This window comes from Kutzneria chonburiensis, assembly GCF_028622115.1.
GTDB lineage: Bacteria > Actinomycetota > Actinomycetes > Mycobacteriales > Pseudonocardiaceae > Kutzneria > Kutzneria chonburiensis.
In genome coordinates, this window is the sequence record NZ_CP097263.1 from 8,121,582 (window position 1) to 8,140,181 (window position 18,600).

17 protein-coding genes are annotated in these 18,600 nt (G+C 69.4%); 8 read left to right on the forward strand and 9 right to left on the reverse strand.

All coding sequences use genetic code 11. The features are described 5' to 3' along the window. Nucleotide 1: 1 nt before the first annotated feature. Genes M3Q35_RS37845 through M3Q35_RS37855 form a run of 3 tightly spaced genes read right to left on the reverse strand, consistent with a single transcriptional unit; the run spans nucleotide 2 to nucleotide 2,706 of the window. Nucleotides 2–490, reverse strand: coding sequence for a DUF4232 domain-containing protein (locus M3Q35_RS37845; RefSeq protein ID WP_273937358.1), 489 nt, complete (start codon nucleotides 488–490; stop codon nucleotides 2–4). Nucleotides 491–548: 58 nt separating this feature from the next. Further along, the gene (locus tag M3Q35_RS37850; protein ID WP_273937359.1) at nucleotides 549–1,607 is read right to left on the reverse strand and encodes a gamma-glutamylcyclotransferase family protein; all 1,059 of its coding nucleotides are present in this window, start codon (nucleotides 1,605–1,607) and stop codon (nucleotides 549–551) included. A gap of 10 nt (nucleotides 1,608–1,617) precedes the next feature. Then, on the reverse strand, nucleotides 1,618–2,706 hold the full coding sequence (locus M3Q35_RS37855; RefSeq protein WP_273937360.1) for an S-(hydroxymethyl)mycothiol dehydrogenase: 1,089 nt from the start codon (nucleotides 2,704–2,706) through the stop codon (nucleotides 1,618–1,620). A 230-nt stretch (nucleotides 2,707–2,936) separates the two neighbouring features. On the opposite strand from M3Q35_RS37855, the gene M3Q35_RS37860 reads away from it, so the two are divergent. Beyond that, on the forward strand, nucleotides 2,937–3,407 hold the full coding sequence (locus M3Q35_RS37860) for an SRPBCC family protein (RefSeq protein WP_273937361.1): 471 nt from the start codon (nucleotides 2,937–2,939) through the stop codon (nucleotides 3,405–3,407). 121 nt (nucleotides 3,408–3,528) lie between these two features. Here the strand turns inward: M3Q35_RS37860 and M3Q35_RS37865 are convergent, their stop codons facing one another. Continuing rightward, complete coding sequence (locus tag M3Q35_RS37865) at nucleotides 3,529–4,134, reverse strand: helix-turn-helix transcriptional regulator (RefSeq protein WP_273937363.1); 606 nt, start codon at nucleotides 4,132–4,134, stop codon at nucleotides 3,529–3,531. 104 nt (nucleotides 4,135–4,238) lie between these two features. On the opposite strand from M3Q35_RS37865, the gene M3Q35_RS37870 reads away from it, so the two are divergent. The 4 genes from M3Q35_RS37870 to M3Q35_RS37885 all read left to right on the forward strand — a co-directional run bounded on the left by M3Q35_RS37870 (nucleotide 4,239) and on the right by M3Q35_RS37885 (nucleotide 9,196). Next, entirely contained in the window at nucleotides 4,239–5,708 is a 1,470-nt protein-coding gene (locus M3Q35_RS37870) for a cytochrome P450 (protein WP_273937365.1), read from the forward strand. A gap of 2 nt (nucleotides 5,709–5,710) precedes the next feature. Next, entirely contained in the window at nucleotides 5,711–7,384 is a 1,674-nt protein-coding gene (locus tag M3Q35_RS37875) for a diflavin oxidoreductase (RefSeq protein WP_273937367.1), read from the forward strand. A 161-nt stretch (nucleotides 7,385–7,545) separates the two neighbouring features. Continuing rightward, nucleotides 7,546–8,412, forward strand: coding sequence for a 4Fe-4S domain-containing protein (locus M3Q35_RS37880; protein WP_273937368.1), 867 nt, complete (start codon nucleotides 7,546–7,548; stop codon nucleotides 8,410–8,412). Nucleotides 8,413–8,431: 19 nt separating this feature from the next. Then, on the forward strand, nucleotides 8,432–9,196 hold the full coding sequence (locus tag M3Q35_RS37885) for a class I SAM-dependent methyltransferase (protein ID WP_273937369.1): 765 nt from the start codon (nucleotides 8,432–8,434) through the stop codon (nucleotides 9,194–9,196). Between the two features lie 152 nt (nucleotides 9,197–9,348). Here the strand turns inward: M3Q35_RS37885 and M3Q35_RS37890 are convergent, their stop codons facing one another. From M3Q35_RS37890 to M3Q35_RS37900, 3 genes are all read right to left on the reverse strand, one after another. Further along, on the reverse strand, nucleotides 9,349–10,626 hold the full coding sequence (locus M3Q35_RS37890; RefSeq protein ID WP_273937370.1) for a C39 family peptidase: 1,278 nt from the start codon (nucleotides 10,624–10,626) through the stop codon (nucleotides 9,349–9,351). After that, nucleotides 10,623–12,068, reverse strand: a complete 1,446-nt coding sequence (locus tag M3Q35_RS37895; protein ID WP_273937371.1) for a glycoside hydrolase family 10-like protein — start codon at nucleotides 12,066–12,068, stop codon at nucleotides 10,623–10,625. The genes M3Q35_RS37890 and M3Q35_RS37895 overlap by 4 nt, the downstream gene beginning before the upstream one ends. A gap of 106 nt (nucleotides 12,069–12,174) precedes the next feature. Then, the gene (locus M3Q35_RS37900; RefSeq protein WP_273937372.1) at nucleotides 12,175–12,819 is read right to left on the reverse strand and encodes a phosphatase PAP2 family protein; all 645 of its coding nucleotides are present in this window, start codon (nucleotides 12,817–12,819) and stop codon (nucleotides 12,175–12,177) included. A 91-nt stretch (nucleotides 12,820–12,910) separates the two neighbouring features. Between M3Q35_RS37900 and M3Q35_RS37905 the strand changes: the two genes are divergently transcribed. Next, a complete protein-coding gene (locus M3Q35_RS37905) occupies nucleotides 12,911–13,612 on the forward strand; it encodes a thioesterase II family protein (RefSeq protein WP_273937373.1) in 702 nt (233 codons plus the stop codon). 182 nt (nucleotides 13,613–13,794) lie between these two features. Here the strand turns inward: M3Q35_RS37905 and M3Q35_RS37910 are convergent, their stop codons facing one another. Both M3Q35_RS37910 and M3Q35_RS37915 read right to left on the reverse strand, forming a co-directional pair. After that, nucleotides 13,795–14,154, reverse strand: a complete 360-nt coding sequence (locus M3Q35_RS37910) for a helix-turn-helix domain-containing protein (protein ID WP_084579696.1) — start codon at nucleotides 14,152–14,154, stop codon at nucleotides 13,795–13,797. Nucleotides 14,155–14,209: 55 nt separating this feature from the next. Next, entirely contained in the window at nucleotides 14,210–14,845 is a 636-nt protein-coding gene (locus M3Q35_RS37915) for a TetR/AcrR family transcriptional regulator (protein ID WP_273937374.1), read from the reverse strand. 795 nt (nucleotides 14,846–15,640) lie between these two features. Here M3Q35_RS37915 and M3Q35_RS37920 point away from each other — a divergent pair. Both M3Q35_RS37920 and M3Q35_RS37925 read left to right on the forward strand, forming a co-directional pair. Continuing rightward, a complete protein-coding gene (locus tag M3Q35_RS37920; protein ID WP_273937375.1) occupies nucleotides 15,641–17,059 on the forward strand; it encodes a family 2B encapsulin nanocompartment shell protein in 1,419 nt (472 codons plus the stop codon). A gap of 150 nt (nucleotides 17,060–17,209) precedes the next feature. Then, entirely contained in the window at nucleotides 17,210–18,598 is a 1,389-nt protein-coding gene (locus M3Q35_RS37925; protein WP_273937376.1) for a family 2B encapsulin nanocompartment shell protein, read from the forward strand. Nucleotides 18,599–18,600: the final 2 nt, after the last annotated feature.

Genomic DNA, 18,600 nt, shown 5'->3' on the forward strand with positions numbered 1-18,600 from the left:
CTCACAGCTTGTAGTAAGCGCTGGCGTCCATCTGGCCGTGCTGGCAGACGGGACCGTAGGACCAGCTCACGGCCAGCGGCACGGTCTCGTCCGGCGGGATGGAGATCGCCGAGGTCGCCACCGGCTCGCACGGCCAGCCGGGCTCGTCGTCGGCCGGGACAGCCGCCCAGTGCAGGGTCATGGCCGCCTTCTCACCGGGGGCCAGCGTCACCAGGCTGGAGCCCGGGTTGGCCGTCCACGTCAGGTTGGTCGGCGCGCCGACCAGGGCGAATCCGCCGTGGCCGTAGAGCGTGCAGGTGCCGCGGCTGGTGTTGGTGACGACGAACTGGGCGTAGCGCTGGCCCGCGCCGGCGTCCGGATTCTGCAGGGCGGCCGATAACGTGGTGTTGTTGCAGCGGGTGCTGGCCGGGCTCGCCGAGGCAACCGGCGCGACCACGGCGCCGACGGCGGCGAGCACACCGGCGGCGACCAATACGCGGTTGATGAACATGGTTGAACCACCTCCGCATGCGAGACGCTCGGTTCGCGGCGGAGGTTGCCTCAGTTGATCAAGCTGACCTACGCCACCCTTGCGGAAGCAGGTCCATGCCCTGTGTCGGCTCGGTCCACACGTAGGTCCAGCACACCACGCCGTCCGGCAGCACGAGACGTATCCGCCGGTAGTCGGGCCCCTCGTATTTGTCCAAAGTGGACAGCGTGCGGCGCGGCGAGCGGATCGGCACGACCCAGCCGGGAATGGTGTCCGTGCCGTCAAGTTGCAGGGCCGGATAGCCCATTCCGGTGTCGTAGAGCGAACCCCGGATCGACACCTTGCGCGGCCGGCCGGTGACCATCGGCTCCAGCAGGTGCCAGGCCTCGTGCCCGGGCTGCAAGGTGCCGTAGACGAAGACCCGTTTGGGCCACGAGTCCGGATTCGGCTCACCGTCCACAGTGGACGCCTTGAGACCGTCGCTGCCGGCCCGCTTGCCGACCAAGCCCTGCGCGTCCGCCTGATCCATGTCGGCGCAGCGCACGGGCTTGCCGCGCACCAGGATCGGCCGTCGTACCCGGTCAGCGGCGGTGTACGCCAGCACCCGGTCGACCACCGCGCCGTCGTCCAGCACCACCCGGCCGCTGCGCACCCGGGCCAACCGGTACCGCCGGCCGCGGCCCTCGCAGACGTCCAGGACCCGCACCTGCTCCGGATCGGCCATCCAGACGGCGTGCTCCTCGACCACGTCCTTGTCGGCCATCAATGTGGCCGGCCGCTGGTCGTCGACGACCCGCAGGCCGGCGGCCCACACCGCGGCCAGGCCCTCGCAGCGGGCCCGCAGCACGACCACCGGCCCGGCCAGGCCGAGCGACTCCCGCAGCCAGGTGATCTTCGACGGGCAGGCGTTGGAGCCGTAGGCCAGCACCGGCACGCGCTTGCTCATCGGCACCGCGTCCTGCTCGACGAGCCACTCGTCGAGATCCTGACCGGAGTGGTCGACGCGCCAGCCGGACGGGCTCTGCCGGTCCGGGCGCAGCGGCGCGCCGACCCCGTTCAGGTGGGCGAACGACACGTCCGGCCGGGCGCCCGGGTAGGGCGCTGCGGGGTACTCCTCGTCGCCGAACGGAAGTCGCACCTGACCAGTATTAGTCGAACACGACCACGCTGCGCAGCACGTCGCCGCGGCCCATGCGCTCGAACGACTGCTCTACGTCGCCAAGTCCGATCCGCTCTGTGACGAATTTCTCCAACGGCAGGCGGCCCTGGAGGTGCAGATCGATCAGCGTGGGGAAGTCGCGCGAAGGCAGGCAGTCGCCGTACCAGGACGACTTGAGCGAGCCGCCACGGGAGAAGAAGTCGATCAGCGGCATGTCCAGCGTCATGTCCGGGGTCGGCACGCCGACCAGCACCACCGTGCCGGCCAGGTCCCGGCCGTAGAACGCCTGCTTCCACGTCTCCGGCCGGCCGACGGCGTCGATCACCACGTCGGCGCCGAAGGTGTCGGTCAGCGCCTGGATCGCCTCGACCACGTCGGTCTCGCGGGCGTTGACCGTGTCGGTCGCGCCGAAGTCCTTGGCCCAGTCCAGTTTCCGCTGGTCCACGTCCACGGCGATGATCTTCGCCGCACCGGCCAGCCGAGCCCCGGCCACCGCCGCGCTACCCACGCCGCCGCAGCCGATCACCGCGACCGTGTCGCCGCGGGACACGCCGCCGGTGTTGATCGCCGCGCCCAGACCGGCCATCACGCCACAGCCCAGCAGACCGGCCACGTCCGGGCTGACCCGGCGGTCCACCGGCGTGCACTGGCCGGCGTGCACCAGCGTCTTCTCCACGAACGCGCCGATGCCCAGGGCGTTGCTCAGCGGCTGGCCGCTGGTCAGCGTCATCGGCTGGCTGGCGTTGAACGTGTTGAAGCAGTACCAGGGCCGGCCGCGACGGCAGGCCCGGCAGTCGCCGCACACCGCGCGCCAGTTCAGGATCACGAAGTCGCCCGGCGCCACATTCGTCACGCCCGCGCCGACCACTTCGACGATGCCGGACGCCTCGTGGCCGAGCAGGAACGGGAACTCGTCGTTGATGCCGCCCTCGCGGTAGTGCAGGTCGGTGTGGCAGACGCCGCAGGCCTGCACCCGCACCACGACCTCACCCGGTCCCGGATCCGGCACGACGATCCGCTGGACGCTCACCGGGGCGCCCTTCCCGGTCGCCACCACTCCGTTGACCTCGTACGGCATCGGCTACCCCTTCCGGCGTCGTCGCCCTTGATCGGCAGCCTCGCACTTCCATGCACCCATGGCGACCCCCGCACGGGTTTTTGCACATGCGGTCCGGACTTGCCCCCAGGCGTCACATGCGGTCCGGAGGTGTCGCAGGGAGGCAAGTATGACGCGCATGTGACAAAAGCCGTCACCGGAACGGGTGACGGCCGGCGAAACCCCGGCCCGGCAGCGTCGTTGTGGACGGTGTGACAGAGGATCCCGTCAGAGTCTCCGTGCATGTCGACGCGCCCGCCGAGGTGGTGTACGACCTGGTCAGCGACGTGACCGGGCAGCACCGGTTCACCGAGGAGTGCACCCGCTCGCAATGGGTGCACCCGGCCACCGGCCCCGAGGTGGGCGCGGTCTTCCGCGGCAGCAACCGCAACGGCCCGTTCCGCTGGGCGACCACGTCCGAGGTGGTCAGCGCCGAGCCGGGCCGCCGGTTCCGGTACCTGGTCCGCAGTCTGGGCACGGACGTGGCCGAGTGGGAGTACGTGATCGAGCCGGGTGACGACGGCTGCCAGGTCACCGAGACGACCTACGACCGGCGCAACGCCTTCTTCCGCTACGTGATCGCGCCGCTGGCCACGGGCGTGTGGGACCGGTCGGAGCACAACCGCCGCAATATCGAGCGCACGCTGGACAACCTGCGCCGGGTCGCCGAGCAGCGGGTATAGGAAAGCCGGCCAGGCTCGCGCACGATGCGCGTCGGCACGTTCCTGGCCGGCTAGTCCGAAAAGCGTAGTCGACTGGTGTATTCGACGGTACCGACATTCCGGTGACATCCTCAGCCAGGGGTCAGCGAGGGGGCCATGCCGCCGGGTCAAGCAGCCCTAGTGAATAGGCCCGGGCCACCAGCGCGGTCCGGTTCGGCACGCCGAAGCGGTCGGACAGCCGGGTCAGGTGGTAGTTCACGCCGTCGCCGGTGATGCCGAGCTCGGCCGCCACCGCCGCGGAGGTCGCGCCGCCGGCGATCAGCCGCAGGATCTCGCTCTCCCGGTCGGACAGCTGCACGTCCACCGGCACCGGCGTGATCCGCAGCGTGATCAGCAGGCCCGAGCCGTCGTCGTCGGACACTGCCTGCACGGTGAGCTCGCCGGCCGCGCCGGCGAACTGCACGGCGATGACCAGCCGGGCCCGGCCGCCGTGTCGGAGTCCGGCGACCAGCTTCTCGTAGTCGCGGCGCACCTTGGCCTGGAAGAACTCCAGCACGTGCCGGTCGCGCAACTGGGACGGCCGCGTCGACAGCGCCTCCGCGAAGGCCGGATTGGCCACGGCGATCGTGCCGTCGAGCTGGCAGATCGCGGTGGGCACCGGGGTGCGGTCGAGCAGCGCGAGGAAGCGGTTGCGCCACATGCCGGTGCGCTGCTGCTCCGCGCGCAGTTCGGGCGTCGTTTCCCTCACAGGCCGAAACTACAGGTTCTTGTAGTCCTTCTCATGGCCAACGCCCTTGCCCGCTGCCAGGCTGGGATGGAGCGATCAAGAACGCATCGACCTGGGGAAGAGCAATGACAACCTCGATGGACACCACGGGACTCCCGCACCCGGCCAACCGCATTCCCTTGGTCGGCGACGTGGTCGGCACCTCACCGGCCACCCCGGTGCAGGACGCCATGCGGCAGGCCCGTGAGCTCGGCCCGATCTTCGCCCGCCAGTTCTTCGGCAACGACGTGGTCTTCGTGTCCGGCGCCGACCTGGTGGCCGAGGTGGCCGACGAGGACCGGTTCGCCAAGCACGTCGCGCCCTCGCTGGCCCGCATCCGCGCCATCGCCGGCGACGGCCTGTTCACCGCGTTCAACGAAGAGCCCAACTGGCAGAAGGCCCACGACATCCTGCTGCCGGCCTTCTCGCTGCAGTCCATGCGCGGCTACCACCCGGCCATGCTGGAGGTGGCCAACCGGCTGGTCGCGTCCTGGGACGAGCACGTGGACCGCCGCCCGGTCGAGGTGGCCGACGACATGACCCGGCTGACCCTGGACACCATCGGCCTGACCGGCTTCGCCTTCGACTTCGAGTCGTTCCAGCGCCCCGACCCGCACCCGTTCGTGCAGGCCCTGGTCCGCGGCCTGGCCCACGCCCAGGCCAAGGCCCGTGAGCTGCCGTGGATCGGCCCGATCCTGAACAAGGGGGCCGACGAGCAGTTCGCCAAGGACGCCTCGTTCCTGGCCGGCGTGGTCGACGACGTGATCAGGGAGCGCAAGGAGTCCGGCGACACGTCGACCGACGACATGCTGGGCCTGATGCTCAACGCGCCGCACCCGGTCGACGGCACCGTGCTGGACGACACCAACATCCGCAACCAGGTGATCACCTTCCTGATCGCCGGCCACGAGACCACCTCCGGCGCGCTGTCGTTCGCGCTGTACTACCTGCTCAAGAACCCGACCGTGCTGGCCAAGGCGCAGGCCGAGGTGGACGCGCTGTGGGGCGACCAGGAGAACCCGCAGCCGACGTACGAGGAGGTCGGCAAGCTCCGCTACGTGCGGCAGGTGCTCAACGAGGCGCTGCGCCTGTGGCCGACCGCGGCCGCGTTCTCCCGTGAGGCGATCGTCGACACCACCATCGGCGGGCACTCGATCAAGAAGGGGCAGTGGGTGGTCGTGCTGGCCCCGATGCTGCACCGGGACAAGGTGTGGGGCGACAACGTGGAGGCGTTCGACCCCGGCCGGTTCGACCCGGAGCGGGAGAAGGCCCGTCCGGTGCACGCGTTCAAGCCGTTCGGCACCGGCGAGCGGGCCTGCATCGGCCGGCAGTTCGCGCTGCACGAGGCCACGCTGCTGCTGGGGATGATCATCCACCGGTACCGGCTGCTGGACACCTTCGACTACCAGCTCAAGATCAAGGAGACGCTGACCCTCAAGCCGACCGGGTTCCGGCTGGACCTGGCTCGCCGCACCGAGCGGGTGAAGCCGCTTGCCGCGGCGGTTTCGAGGAGACGACCAAGGCGGCCGGGCGGGCCAAGCAGGGCACCACGCTGACCGTGCTGCACGGCTCCAACCTCGGCACCTGCCGGGCGATGGCCCGCCAGCTGGCCGACGAGGGCGAGGACCGCGGCTTCACCGCCGTGGCCGCGCCGCTGGACGAGTTCACCGGCAAGCTGCCGTCGGACGGCCCGGTGGTGGTGGTTGCCGCCTCGTACAACGGAAAGCCGACCGATGACGCCGCGAAGTTCGTGGCGTGGCTGGATTCCACGTCCGACGACCTGTCCGGTGTGTCGTTCGCCGTGCTGGGCGTCGGCGACCGGAACTGGGCCGCGACCTACCAGCACGTGCCGACCCGGCTGGACGCCCGGCTGGCCGAGCTGGGCGGGGTGCGGCTGGTCGACCGCTGTGAGGCCGACGCCTCCGGCGACCTGACCGGCGACATCGAGTCGTGGAGCGACCTGCTGTGGACGGAACTCCTTACCCGGTACGGGGATCCGGATGCCGCGCCGGTCGCTGAGGACAGCTCCGACCGCTTGTACGACGTGCGGGTGATCACCGGCCCGGTGACCGCCGCGCTGGACGCCCGGTACGAGGTCGTGCCGATGACCGTGCTGGCCAACGACGAGCTCGTCGACGTGGACAGCCCGCTCGGGCGGTCCAAGCGGCACCTGCGGATCCAGCTCCCCGAGGGCGTCACGTACCGGACGGGCGATCACCTGACCGTCGTGCCGGACAACCCGTCCGACCTGGTCGACCGGGTCGCCGCCCGGTTCGGGCTCGACCTCGACCTGGTCGTGGCGATCAACCCTCGGCAGAAGACCCGGCGGGCCATTCCCGTCGACCGCCCCGTGACGATCCGCCAGCTGCTGACGCACTTCGTCGAGTTGCAGAACCCGGCGACGCCGGCGCAGATCAAGGTGCTGGCCGAAGGCAACCCGTGCCCGCCGGAGAAGGCGGCGCTGGAGGCGCTGACCGAGACCGAGCTGAGCCTGCTGGAGCTGCTGGAGCAGAACCCGGCGTGCCAGCTGGCGCCGGCCGACTTCCTGGAGATGCTGTCGCCGATCCAGGCCCGGCACTACTCGATCTCGTCCTCGGCGCTGCTCACGCCGGGTGAGATCGAGCTGATCGTCGGCGTCGTTTCCGGGCCGTCGCGCACCGGATCCGGCGAGTTCCACGGGGTTTCCTCGTACTTCCTGTCCCGGCTGGCCGCCGGTGAGCAGCTGCGGGCCCGCGTGGACAAGGCCCGTGAGGCGTTCCAGGCGCCGGCCGACCTGTCCGTTCCGGTGATCTACGTCAGCGCCGGCACCGGGCTGGCCCCGTTCCGTGGCTTCATCGGCGACCGGGCCGCGGAGCAGGCCGCCGGCAAGGCACTGGGTCCCGGGCTCTGCTACTTCGGCATTCGGCACCCCGATGTCGACTACCTGCACCGGTCCGAGCTCGAGGCGGCCGAGCAGGCCGGTGTGATCTCCATGCGCCCGGCCTTCTCCCGGGCCGAGGTCGACGGCGTGAAGTACGTGCAGGACCGGATCGCCGTCGACGGTGACGAGATCTGGGCGGCGATGGAGGCCGGTGGCCGGGTCTACATCTGCGGCGACGGCAAGGGCATGGCGCCGGCCGTTCGTGAGGCGTTCAAGTCCATCCACCGCGGCCACGGCTCGGGCGACGACCAGGTCTGGTTGGACGGCCTGATCGCCGAGGACCGGTACGTGGAGGACGTCTGGGCGGGCTGAGTCCCAGTGTGTCAGAGGCCGGCCCCGATTCGTCGGGGCCGGCCTTTCCCTTGCAGCACAACGGGAGGATCTTGTAGAGCAGGGGTGTCGCGACAAGTCAACGCTTTCTTTTCCCCGGAAATACCTGGTACTCCTGGATTACCGACTTCTTTGGGGGAAACATGACTGGTTGGTACGTCGACGACCGCTGCACGGACTGCGATGTGGCCCGACAGTTCGCGCCCGAGCTGATCGCCCAGGTGGACGGGCGGTCCGCGGTGATCCGGCAGCCCGAGACCGAGGCCGAGCGGCAGCTGATGCACACCGCCGCCTACGCCTGCCCGACCCGCTCCATCCGGCTCACCGATTCCCGGTTGGACCCCGATCTCGACCCGTTCCCGTTGGCGCTGGACGACGATCTGTTCCACTGTGGACACAACTCGCGGATGACCGCCGCGGCGAACTCCTATCTGCTGCGCCGCCCCGGCGGCAACCTGATGATCGACACGCCGCGCTGGAGCGCCGAGCTGGCCGACCGCTACGAGCGGCTTGGTCCGATCACCCACGTTCTGCTGACCCATCGCGATCACGTCGCCCACGGCCGCGAGTACGCCGACCGTTTCGGTGCCAAGCTGTGGATCCACGAGGGCGACCTGGACGCCGCGCCGGACGCCGACGTGGTCGTGCGCGGGCTGGACCCGGTCGAGGTCGTGCCCGGTGTCGTCGTGCATCCGTTCCCCGGGCACACCCGTGGCAGCGTGCTGTTCCTGGCCGACGACAAGTACTGCTTCACCGGCGACTCGTTCTACTGGTCCCGCACCACCGGTGACCTCGAGGTCGCCGAGAACGTGACCTGGTACGACATCCGGGTCCTGGCCGAGTCCCTGGCCCGGACCGCCCCGCTCATCCGGTTCGAGTACGTGCTGCCCGGACACGGCGACCGCAAACGCTTGCCGGCCGACGAGATGGCTTCGCGGATGGCTGATCTGACCGCCCGGACGGCACTGCTGGAACCTCGACCGGTCGATTTCACCGCCACCCGGTGGTGATCCGTGGTGTGATCGAGGCGTGACGGACCCGGGGACCTGGACTCCCGAGCACTATCGGCGGGCCAACGGCCGGCAGTTCCGCACCGCCATCGAGGCGTTGGAGCTGGCCGGGCTGCACAGTGGCCGGTTGGCCGACGTGGGCTGCGGCAGCGGGGAGATCACCCGGGAGATGGCCTCGCGGGGATATGCCGTGACGGCCAGCGACTTCTCGCCGGCGATGGTCGAGGCGACACGGGAGCTGTGCGCCGGGCTGCCGGTCACGGTCGAGGTCCGTGACGCCCGGAACCTCCAGTTGGCGCCGGGGGCGTTCGACATCGTGCACTGCTCGTGGGTCTTGCACTGGCTCGACGACATCGACCACGCGTTGACGGAGATGGCCGCCGCCGTCGCGCCCGGCGGGGCGCTGGTGGTGCAGTGGAGTCGAGCCAATCCTCGCAACCAACCGGATCCGGTGATCATGCTGGAAGCGGTGATGAACCGGCCCCGCTGGCGGGACCGGCTGGCCGACACCCCGTTCGCCATGTTCCAGCACCCGGCCGACGAGGTCGTGGCCCGGCTGACCGCCGCCGGCCTCGCCATCGAGCTGCCGCCGACCGAGCTCGACGCCCAGTTCGTGGCCGATCCCGTGGCGCTCGGCCAGATCATGAAGGCCGCCGGCCTGGCCGAGCAGGCGAAAAAGCTCGGTGGCGACGCCGATGACTTCGTCACCGAGGTCGCCACCGAGATGGTCAAGGCCAACGAGCTCAACCCGCACAACATGCGGGTGATCGCCCGCCGCTGCTGATGCATGAGGTCGCCGCCCGCACGACTATGTGCGAGGTCGCGCCGGTCTCTGGACCGCGGGCATGCTGCGATCGAGTCTTTCCATCGATCGCAGCATGCCAAGGGAAGAGACCGGTCACGAGCGACCTCGCCCCGCGCGGCACGCGCGGCATGTCACAGCATCCCGTGCGGGGTGACGATGTACACGACACCGCCGCTGCCGCTGCCGGTACCGCCTGAGGGCAGCGGCCGCTCGGTGCGGAGCCAGACGTTCTCGAACTGGCTGCGCTTGTAGACGTTGCGCACGGCCGGGTCGTCGTTGGAGGCCGGGTCGTTGACGATGACGTCGCCGGTCGGCGTGAAGCCGATGACGACCATGATGTGCCCGGACGTGGAGTAGCCGGCGCCGTCGAGCTCGCTGGCCTGGAAGGACTGCGACGTGATCACGGGGATGCCGCGCCGGATGTAGCGTTCCATGTCCTGCAAGGAATGCAGCCGGGTGATGTGCGCGTCGAGCCCGTAGCTGGCGGCGTAGGCGGCGTTGAACGGCCAGTTGCCGGCGCCCTGGTAGTCGTAGTCGTAGGTGTTGCGGGCGGCGTAGTCGACCTGGGGGTCGGCGTAGGACGGGTCGACCCAGGAAAGTTGTTGCGCGGTGGGGTGTTTGCCCCAGTACTCGACGACCATCTGCGTCGAAGTGGGGCTGCACCAGGCCTCGCCGCCGCCGTCGTACTCGGGGTACTGGCCCTTGTGGATGTCCTGCGAGTAGCGGGGAACGGGTAGCTCGATGCCCCACGCTCCGCCAGAAGGACTGGTGGGCACGGAGAAACGGTCGGGAATGGCCGACGTCATCGCGCCGACCATGCGCAGGGTGGGGGAGACGTGCGTGCCCTGGAGCCGGTAGAGGGTGACCCGCAGCTGGTACGACATCAGCTGCACGCCGTCGGCGGCCTCGAAGGTGTCGACGTCGATGGTGCCGGTGGCGTCGGTCTGGTTGGGCACGCTGGTGCGGTGGATGTCCTGGTCGCCGGAGGCCCACCGACCCATGACGTACCAACCGGTCTGGGTGCCGGTCGACGACGTGCCCCGCATCTCGACCTGGAGCCAGGTGCCGGCCGGCGTGCTGGCGTTCCACGACGCGATCAGCTGCGTGGCGCCGAAACGCTGGCTGTAGCGGGGAGAGGTCCAGGTGCCGTAGTCGTAGGTCTTGGTGGTCCCCAAGGCCGGCTCGGTGTGCTGGATGCTGCCGGCGGGCCGGCCGATGACCAGGCCGTTGCGGACGAGCAGGCCGTCGGAGTGTCCACTGTGGAAGTCGGCGCTGCTCCAGTGGTGGAAGTCCACCGGCGCGGCGGTGGTCGCGGCGACGGCGGGGGCGGCGGTCAGCTGCGCGATGAGGGCACCGGCGACGGTGCCCACCACGGCGAGCCTGGTCAACCTGTTGTGCACAGGGCTCATCGGTACTCCTCGGTGATGCTCGGACGGCTCTCGTGGTGCGTGCGGTCCAGCGCGGTGACCGCGTAGCTGTGCCGGCCAGTGGGCAGGGTGAAGGTGTTGCCGCGCAGCGTGGTGAGCAGGTGACCGTCCTGGTAGACGGCGTATGACGTGCCGAAACCGAGCCAGTGCAAGGTGTTCCCGTGCAGCGGCAGCAGGAGCGGTGGCAGTGGGGCGTGTCCGGCGACGGTGGGCCGCACGGGGACGATGGCCGGCTGGGCGTAGAGATCGGTACGCAGACGGTCGGCGAAGCCCAGCGGATTGGCCAGCAAGGTGGTGGTGTTGAACAGGATGTCGCCGTTCACGCCGGGCGTGGTGCGGTTGAGGGCGATGTGCCGAGGCATCTCCTCGGGGTTCAGCCAGGCGGCCGGGCTGGGCGTACCGATCTTGTACACGGCCTGGCCGACGTACAGCGAAACCCCGGTGCCGGCGACCTCGTGGGCCCACCACGGCAGTAGCTTGCCGTAGTCGGCGATGGTGTAGCCGACGGGCCAGTACAGCTGCGGCGCGATGTAGTCGACCCAGCGGTTGCGGATCCAGGTCCGGGTGTCGGCGTACAGGTCGTCGTAGTCGTGCACGCCGCCCTGCGTGTCGGAGCCGGTCGGGTCGGTGCGCGCGTCCCGCCAGATGCCGAAGGGGCTGACGCCGAACGCGATCCACGGCTTCATCCCGTGGATCCCCGACGACAGCTCGCTGATCAGCTTGTTCACGTTGTCCCGCCGCCAGTCGGCGACGGTCGCGAAGCCCCCGCCGTACTGCGCGAACGTCGCCTGGTCGGGGAACTGTTGCCCGGCAACGGGATACGGGTAGAAGTAGTCGTCGAAGTGCACGCCGTCGAGGTCGTAGCGACGGGTCGTGTCCAGGATGACCCGCTCCACGAACTGCCGTACGGCCGGAATGCCCGGGTTGTAGTAGAGCTGATTGCCGTAGCCCACAACCCAGTCGGGATGCAGCCGCGCCGGATGGGTCGGTACGAGCTTGGTCACGTCACTCTGCAGGCTGATCCGATACGGGTTGAACCACGCGTGGAATTCGAGGTCACGCTTGTGCGCCTCGGCGACCAGGAATCGCAGCGGGTCGTAGCCGGGATCCTGGCCCTGCGTCCCGGTCAGGTACTGCGACCACGGCTCCAGCGAAGAGGGGTAGAAAGCGTCGGCACTGGGACGGATCTGCACGAAAACGGCGTTGATACCGATTGCCTTGGCCCGGTCGAGCAGGCTCACGTACTCCTGCTTCTGCTGCGCCGCCGGCAGCCCGGCCTTGGACGGCCAGTCGATGTTGGCCACGCTGGCGATCCACAGGCCCCGCAGTTCCCGTGGCGCGGCAACGGAAGCAGCCTGTGCCGCTGCGGGTAGTGCCGTGAGCACGCTCAGTAGCGCTGTCAGCACAATCGCCAGCCGTCGCACGCCGTCACCTCACTCATCGCCCTTGGTCAAGGATTTTCGCGATGCTGGGCGACGATGTAAAGAACCGCCTAAGTGCAACTTCCGGCAATTCCGCCGATCGGTGGGCTCAGACCAGGGCCGGGGTCCGCACGATCGGCCGCGTGACCGTGACCAGATCCACGACCAGCGCCACCAGCAGCACGATGCCGACGGACAGCGCGACACCGGCCACGGTGTCGGTGAAGTAGTGGAATCCGTAGACGAGCAGCGCCAGCACCACGATGACGGACACCGCCAACAGCAGCACCCCGACTGCCACCCGCAGCGCAAGGGTCAGGCCGGCGCCGAGCACGATCACGGCCAGCACCGTGCAGGTTGAGAGCATGCCGACGGTGTGCCCGCTGGGATACGACAGCCAGTTGTTGTATCGGCGCTGCACCAACGGCTTCAGCACCACCTCGGTCAACCCGATCGCCACGGCCGGCCCGATGGCCGCCAGCGCGGCAATGTCCGGACGGGCCCGCAACAACGCCGTCACGACCACGACCGCGAGCACCGTGCCGACGATGGGCAGATCGGCGACGTGGAGCAATTGGTACAGCAGCACCCGAAAGCGCCCGAAGATCGTGAACAGCCAGTCGTCCACGGCGTTGTCGAGCGCGCCGGCGCGACGTTCCCGGTGGTAGAGCACCGCCCCCACGGCGACGACGGCGGCGCACAGCACGACGAGGCCGACGGCGGGTCGGCGGGCCCGTGGCGGCAGCAGACTCACCCCACCAGGCTACGGGCACGGGTTAGGTTGATCCGGTGAGCACGGGAGCCAAGATCTTGGTCCGGCCGCGGCCGCGGCCCAGGCCAGCCGGGTGCTGGTGTGCATCGGCTACAGCGGCGGCGGCACCGCCCCGTTCCGGCCGTGGGCGACGCAGCTGCCGGACGACACTGAGCTGGTGCTGGTCTGCTACCCGGGGCGGGAGGGCCGGTTCACCGAGCCGTACGCCACCGAGTGGGATCCGCTGTGCGACGACGTGGTCGATGCCGTCGCCACCGATGTCGCGGACCGGCCGTACGTGCTGTTCGGGCACAGCATGGGCGCGGTGATGGCGTTCGAGGTGGCGGCGCGGGCCGAACGGCGCGGGCGTGGACCGTCGACGCTGACCGTGTCGGCCAGCGAGGCACCGACGGACTGGCCGGTGCGCGACGGCACGCCGCCCAACCTGGAGCAGAGCAACGAGGAGCTGGTGCACTGGATGAGCACGGTCGGCCAGCTGCCGCAGGCGCTGCTGGACGAGCCGGAGCTGGTGGACATGGCGGTTTCGCTGCTGCGGGCCGACCTCACGGTGAGCCGCAGCTACCGCTACCGGCCGGGCACCACGGTGCAGGCGCCGATGCAGGTCATCTACGGCACGGAGGACGGCCGGGCCCCGGCCGGGCACGCGCAGCGGTGGACCGGGCTGGCCGGCGGCCGGGTGCGGGTGGACGAGCTGCCCGGCGGCCACTTCTACACGCCGGAGATCTGGGCCGCCTTCCCGAGTCGAATCGCTTCGCTCGGTTCGTTCACGAAATGAACATAACGGTCCCCCGACGCATCGGGGGATCGCCACGGTTACCGGTTCCTAAACCTGCAACTACTTGAAAATGAAACCAGGCGGGTCACTGGCTGTGACCCGCCTGGTCGCGTCACGGGATGTTCAGTCGGCACGGCGGGGGTTCGCGCCACTTTTTCCCGGTCGGCGAAGTTCGACCCGATCTACCGCCCGGCCGGTGGCACGCCACCGGCGATCAGGTCCGCGTACGGCTGCGTCGGCCTCGACGCGGCGCGCACCAGCTGGCCGTCGGCCTTGGACCGCTCGACCGAGCTGCTGTGCTCCCGATACGCGTTGTACAGCGCGCCACCCGAGTGCAACGCCTTCTCTGCATGAAAGGCGAAGTCCCGGGACGGCGGTTTGGCCCCACTCTCCACTTTGGACACGTATGAGCGGTCGTAGCCCATCCGTCGCGCGAGTGTGGTCCTCGACAGCCCGCGCAGCGTCCGCCAACGCTTGAGTTCTCCAGCGAAGACGTTCGCGGCGGTCTCGGCATCATCAGCCGGGAATTGGCCAGTCGCCATTGTCACCTCCCCAGATTTGACCGTGGAGGCCCGACAGTACTCCCTGCGCAACTCGTCAGTATACAGTTTCGCGAAGTCCATCCGATCGTCGTGCAACCGACCGGGGGACCGCCCTTGACCTGTGGTGGACAATGACCGCCGCGGCCGTCTGGAACAGCAGGCCGGCCGCTTCGTCGTCCCGCGCCGGATCCCCGGTCGCGATCCACTCGAGCACCGAGTTGAGCACGAGATCGGTCACGCCCCGAGCCAGCCACGAGCGCAGCTGGGGGTCGCGTACCGAGTCGCCGAGCGTCTGCTCGGCCACCTGCACGGTCTGCGCCACCAGCTCCTGCGCGTACGCGGCGAACGCCGGCTCCCGCACCGCGTGCCGGAACAGCAGTGTGAAGCCGGCGGGGTCGCGGCGGGCCGCGGCCAGCAGGGCGCGCAGGCCGGCGGCGGTGTCGTAGCCGAACTGGGAGCTGTCGACCAGCCGCCGCCAGGTGGCGTCCAGCGCCGCGGTGTAGATGTCCTTCTTGGTGGCGTAGTGCCGGTACAGGATGATCTTGGTGACGCCGGCCTCGGCGGCGACGTCGTCCATCGAGGTGCCGGCATAACCGCCGCCGGCGAACGCGCGGGCCGCCGCGGCCACGATGCTGGCGGCCCGTTCCTCGCGCGGCATCAACCGTCGGCCGGCGCCGCCGACTTCGCGCATCGCAGTGCTCCCGTCAGGCTGGGAGCCTCGACCGTACCGGGTGCGCGGCGGTCATCGTGAAGAGCTGACCGGGTCACACCGGTGACCTGACGAAGTGTCACGAACTTTTGGGCAATGGGAGCTGTGGGTAAGTGCACGAGGTCGGCCGCTGTCGCGTTATGTCACCGGTCCGTGCCATCCATTGCCGGTTTATCGATCGCGATTTCGGGCGACGCGAATAACACGATTGTTCTTCCCGATGTGGTGACTTTGGGTGAGTGATCCGTCACGTCTTGTTTCTTGTGCACGCAACCAGTCGGCGCTCGCGGGCGGTGACCGCTCGCCACCCGGATGGCCGAAAGGCGGGCCTGCTCTGCCGAGTCGCGTCTCTTTCGAGTGGTTTGCCGGAGGTCCCATGACCCGATCGCCGAGGGGCGTCGCGAGCGCCTTCGCGCTTTGTCGAGCGAGGGTTCCGCGGTGAAGAGAACCCGAATGGCGGTGCACTGCTACCCCGCTGTCCTATTGCCGGCCGGTGAGCGGGCGATATCCGTGAGCGGTGCTACGCACGGTGGCTCGTTACTAGCCGGGTTGGGTGAACAAAAGACCAAACTTCTGGCCGCTCAATAGTCACCCGCTCGGGCGACTGTACGTCCGCTGAACGGCGGTGCTAGTTTCGCTTCTGTTGGCGCTCATATCGTCCTGCGATCAATTCGCCAATATCTCGCTAACGACGGCGAGGTGGGGCGAATTGGGGTCCCGCCTATTCTTTTTCTCGTTTTCCTCCCTCTATGTCGATCTCGTGAGGAGTTGTCGGTCGTGACGGAGACGTTGGAGCCGGGAGCAGGACTTGAGCAAGGGCAGTCCCAGCTGAGCCTGGGCACGGCCGCCGCGCGGAACCTGTCGACCACGACCAAGTCCGTGCCGCAGATGCAGGGCATCACCTCGCGCTGGCTGCTGCGGGTGCTGCCGTGGACGCAGGTCAACGGCGGTGTGTTCCGGGTCAACCGGCGGCTGAGCTACACCGTCGGCGACGGCCGCATCGAGTTCACCAAGACCGGCGCGGACGTCCGGGTGATCCCGGCCGAGCTGGGCGAGCTTCCGCTGCTGCGCGGCTTCGAGGAGATGGAGGTGCTGGACGCGCTGGCCAACCGGTTCCGCCAGCACGAGTTCGCGCCCGGCGACGTGATCGCCGAGGCCGGCGGCGGCGCGGACCGGGTGTACCTCATCGCCCACGGCAAGATCAACAAGGTCGGCACCGGCAAGTACGGCGACGAGTCCGTGCTGGGCACGCTGGCCGACGGCGACTACTTCGGCGTCGACGCGCTGGTCGACCCGGAGGCCGGCTGGGAGTTCACCGCCAAGGCGGTCACCAGCGCCACCCTGCTCTCGCTGACCCGCGCCGACTTCCAGGCGCTGACCGACCAGTCGGCCGAGCTGCGCGAGCAGGTCGTGATGTTCCAGGCCAACGCCGCGCTGGGCCGCGCCGACGACAGCGGCGAGGCGGAGATCAGCCTGTCCTCCGGCCACACCGGCGAGCCCGACCTGCCCGGCACCTTCGTCGACTACGACGCCTCGCCGCGTGAATACGAGCTGTCCGTCGCGCAGACCGTGCTGCGGGTGCACACCCGCGTCGCCGACCTCTACAACCAGCCGATGAACCAGACCGAGCAGCAGTTGCGCCTGACCATCGAGGCCCTGCGCGAACGCCAGGAGCACGAGCTGGTCAACAGCCGTGACTTCGGCCTGCTGCACAACGCCGACTTCAGCCAGCGCATCCACACCCGCACCGGCGCGCCGACCCCGGACGACATGGACAACCTGCTGGCCACCGTGTGGAAGGAGCCGACGGTCTTCCTGGCCCACCCGCGCACCATCGCGGCGTTCGGCCAGGAGTGCAACCGGGCCGGCATCTACCCGGGCAACACCGACTTCGGCGGCCACCAGATGCCGTCGTGGCGCGGCATCCCGATCCTGCCCTGCAACAAGATCCCGATCACCGAGCAGCGCACCAGCTCGATCATCCTGATGCGCACCGGCGACGAGCACAACCAGGGCGTCGTCGGCCTGCACCAGACCGGGCTGCCCGACGAGTACCAGCCGGGGCTTTCCGTGCGCTTCATGAACATCAACGAGAAGGCGATCATCTCCTACCTGGTCAGCGTCTACTACTCGGCCGCCGTGATGGTGCCGGACGCGCTCGGCATCCTCGAGGACGTCCAGCTCGGCGCCGCCTGACATCCCGACGCGGGCCGGTCCGGCCGTGGGCCCAACCAGCCCGCGGCCGGTCCGGCCACACCGCCCGCACGCCGCCGGGGACGATCCCCCGCCGGCGTGCGGGACGCCACCGAAAAGCCTTCCGTGCCACCGTGATTGGAGCCATAGGTCGTGACCGAGACCCTGGACCCGGCATCCACCCAGTTGAGTCTTGGCACAGCGGCCGCCCGGCAGCTGGCCTCGACGACCAAGTCCGCCCCGCAGATGCAGGCCATCACGCCGCGGTGGCTGCTGCGCAAGCTGCCGTGGGTCGAGGCCAAGGGCGCGAACTACCGGGTCAACCGGCGGCTCACCTACACCGTCGGCGACGGCCGTATCGAGTTCGTCAGCACCGGCGACAGTGTCCGCGTCATCCCGGCCGAGCTCGGTGAACTGGCTCCGCTGCGCGGTTTCGACGACGCCGAGGTGCTGACCGCGCTGGCCGGCCGCTTCACCCAGCGGCACTTCGACGCCGGCGACACCATCGTGCAAGCCGGCTCGGCCGCCGACGAGCTGTACCTGATCGTGCACGGCCGGGTCGACAAGATCGGCACCGGCAAGTACGGCGACGAGGCCGAACTGGGCACGCTGGCCGACGGCGACCACTTCGGCGAGCAGGTCCTGGTCGACGAGGGCGGCTGGCCGTTCTCCGTGCGGGCCAACACCGGCTGTGTGGTGCTTTCCCTGCCGCGCAGCGCCTTCCTCGATGTCCTTGGCGGCGCGCCGGGCCTTCGGTCCCATGTGGACGGTTACCGCGAGCGCGGCGGCAAGTCGCAGAACAAGCACGGCGAGGCGGCGATCGAGATGTCGGCCGGCCACGCCGGCGAGATCGACCTGCCCGGCACGTTCGTGGACTACGACCTGTCCCCGCGCGAGTACGAGCTGTCCGTCGCCCAGACCATGCTGCGCATTCACACCCGGGTCGCCGACCTCTACAACGGCCCGCACGACCAGGTGCAGGAGCAGCTGCGACTGACCATCGAGGCGCTGCGCGAGCGCCAGGAGTTCGACCTGCTCAACAACCCGGACTTCGGCCTGCTGCACAACGCCGACCACAGCCAGCGGCTGCACACCCGCAACGGCGCGCCCACCCCCAACGACATGGACGAACTGGTCTCCCGCCGCCGCAAGACCAAGTTCTTCCTGGCCCACCCCAAGGCGATCGCCGCGTTCGGACGTGAGCTCAACGCCCGTCGGCTGTACCCCCAGCCGGTGGTCGTGGACGGCCGGCCCATGCAGTCCTGGCGCGGGGTGCCGATCCTGCCGTGCGACAAGATCCCGATCGACGCCGAGCACAACACCACCACCATCCTGGCCATGCGGACCGGCGAGGACGACAACGGCGTGATCGGACTGCACCAGACCGGCATTCCCGACGAGCGCGAGCCCGGCCTCTCGGTGCGCTTCACCGGCGTCAGCGACAAGGCGATCCTGTCCTACCTGGTCAGCACCTACTACTCGTGCGCGGTGCTGGTGCCGGACGCGCTCGGCGTGCTGGAAGACGTCGAGCTGGGGAACTGAGG

What these genes read in the sequence shown, in the direction of transcription:
- M3Q35_RS37845 (WP_273937358.1), bottom strand. Translation starts at nt 490, where the DNA reads ATGTTCATCAACCGCGTATTGGTCGCCGCCGGTGTGCTCGCCGCCGTC.
- M3Q35_RS37855 (WP_273937360.1), bottom strand. Translation starts at nt 2,706, where the DNA reads ATGCCGTACGAGGTCAACGGAGTGGTGGCGACCGGGAAGGGCGCCCCG.
- M3Q35_RS37870 (WP_273937365.1), top strand. Translation starts at nt 4,239, where the DNA reads ATGACAACCTCGATGGACACCACGGGACTCCCGCACCCGGCCAACCGC.
- M3Q35_RS37880 (WP_273937368.1), top strand. Translation starts at nt 7,546, where the DNA reads ATGACTGGTTGGTACGTCGACGACCGCTGCACGGACTGCGATGTGGCC.
- M3Q35_RS37890 (WP_273937370.1), bottom strand. Translation starts at nt 10,626, where the DNA reads ATGAGCCCTGTGCACAACAGGTTGACCAGGCTCGCCGTGGTGGGCACC.
- M3Q35_RS37910 (WP_084579696.1), bottom strand. Translation starts at nt 14,154, where the DNA reads ATGGCGACTGGCCAATTCCCGGCTGATGATGCCGAGACCGCCGCGAAC.
- M3Q35_RS37915 (WP_273937374.1), bottom strand. Translation starts at nt 14,845, where the DNA reads ATGCGCGAAGTCGGCGGCGCCGGCCGACGGTTGATGCCGCGCGAGGAA.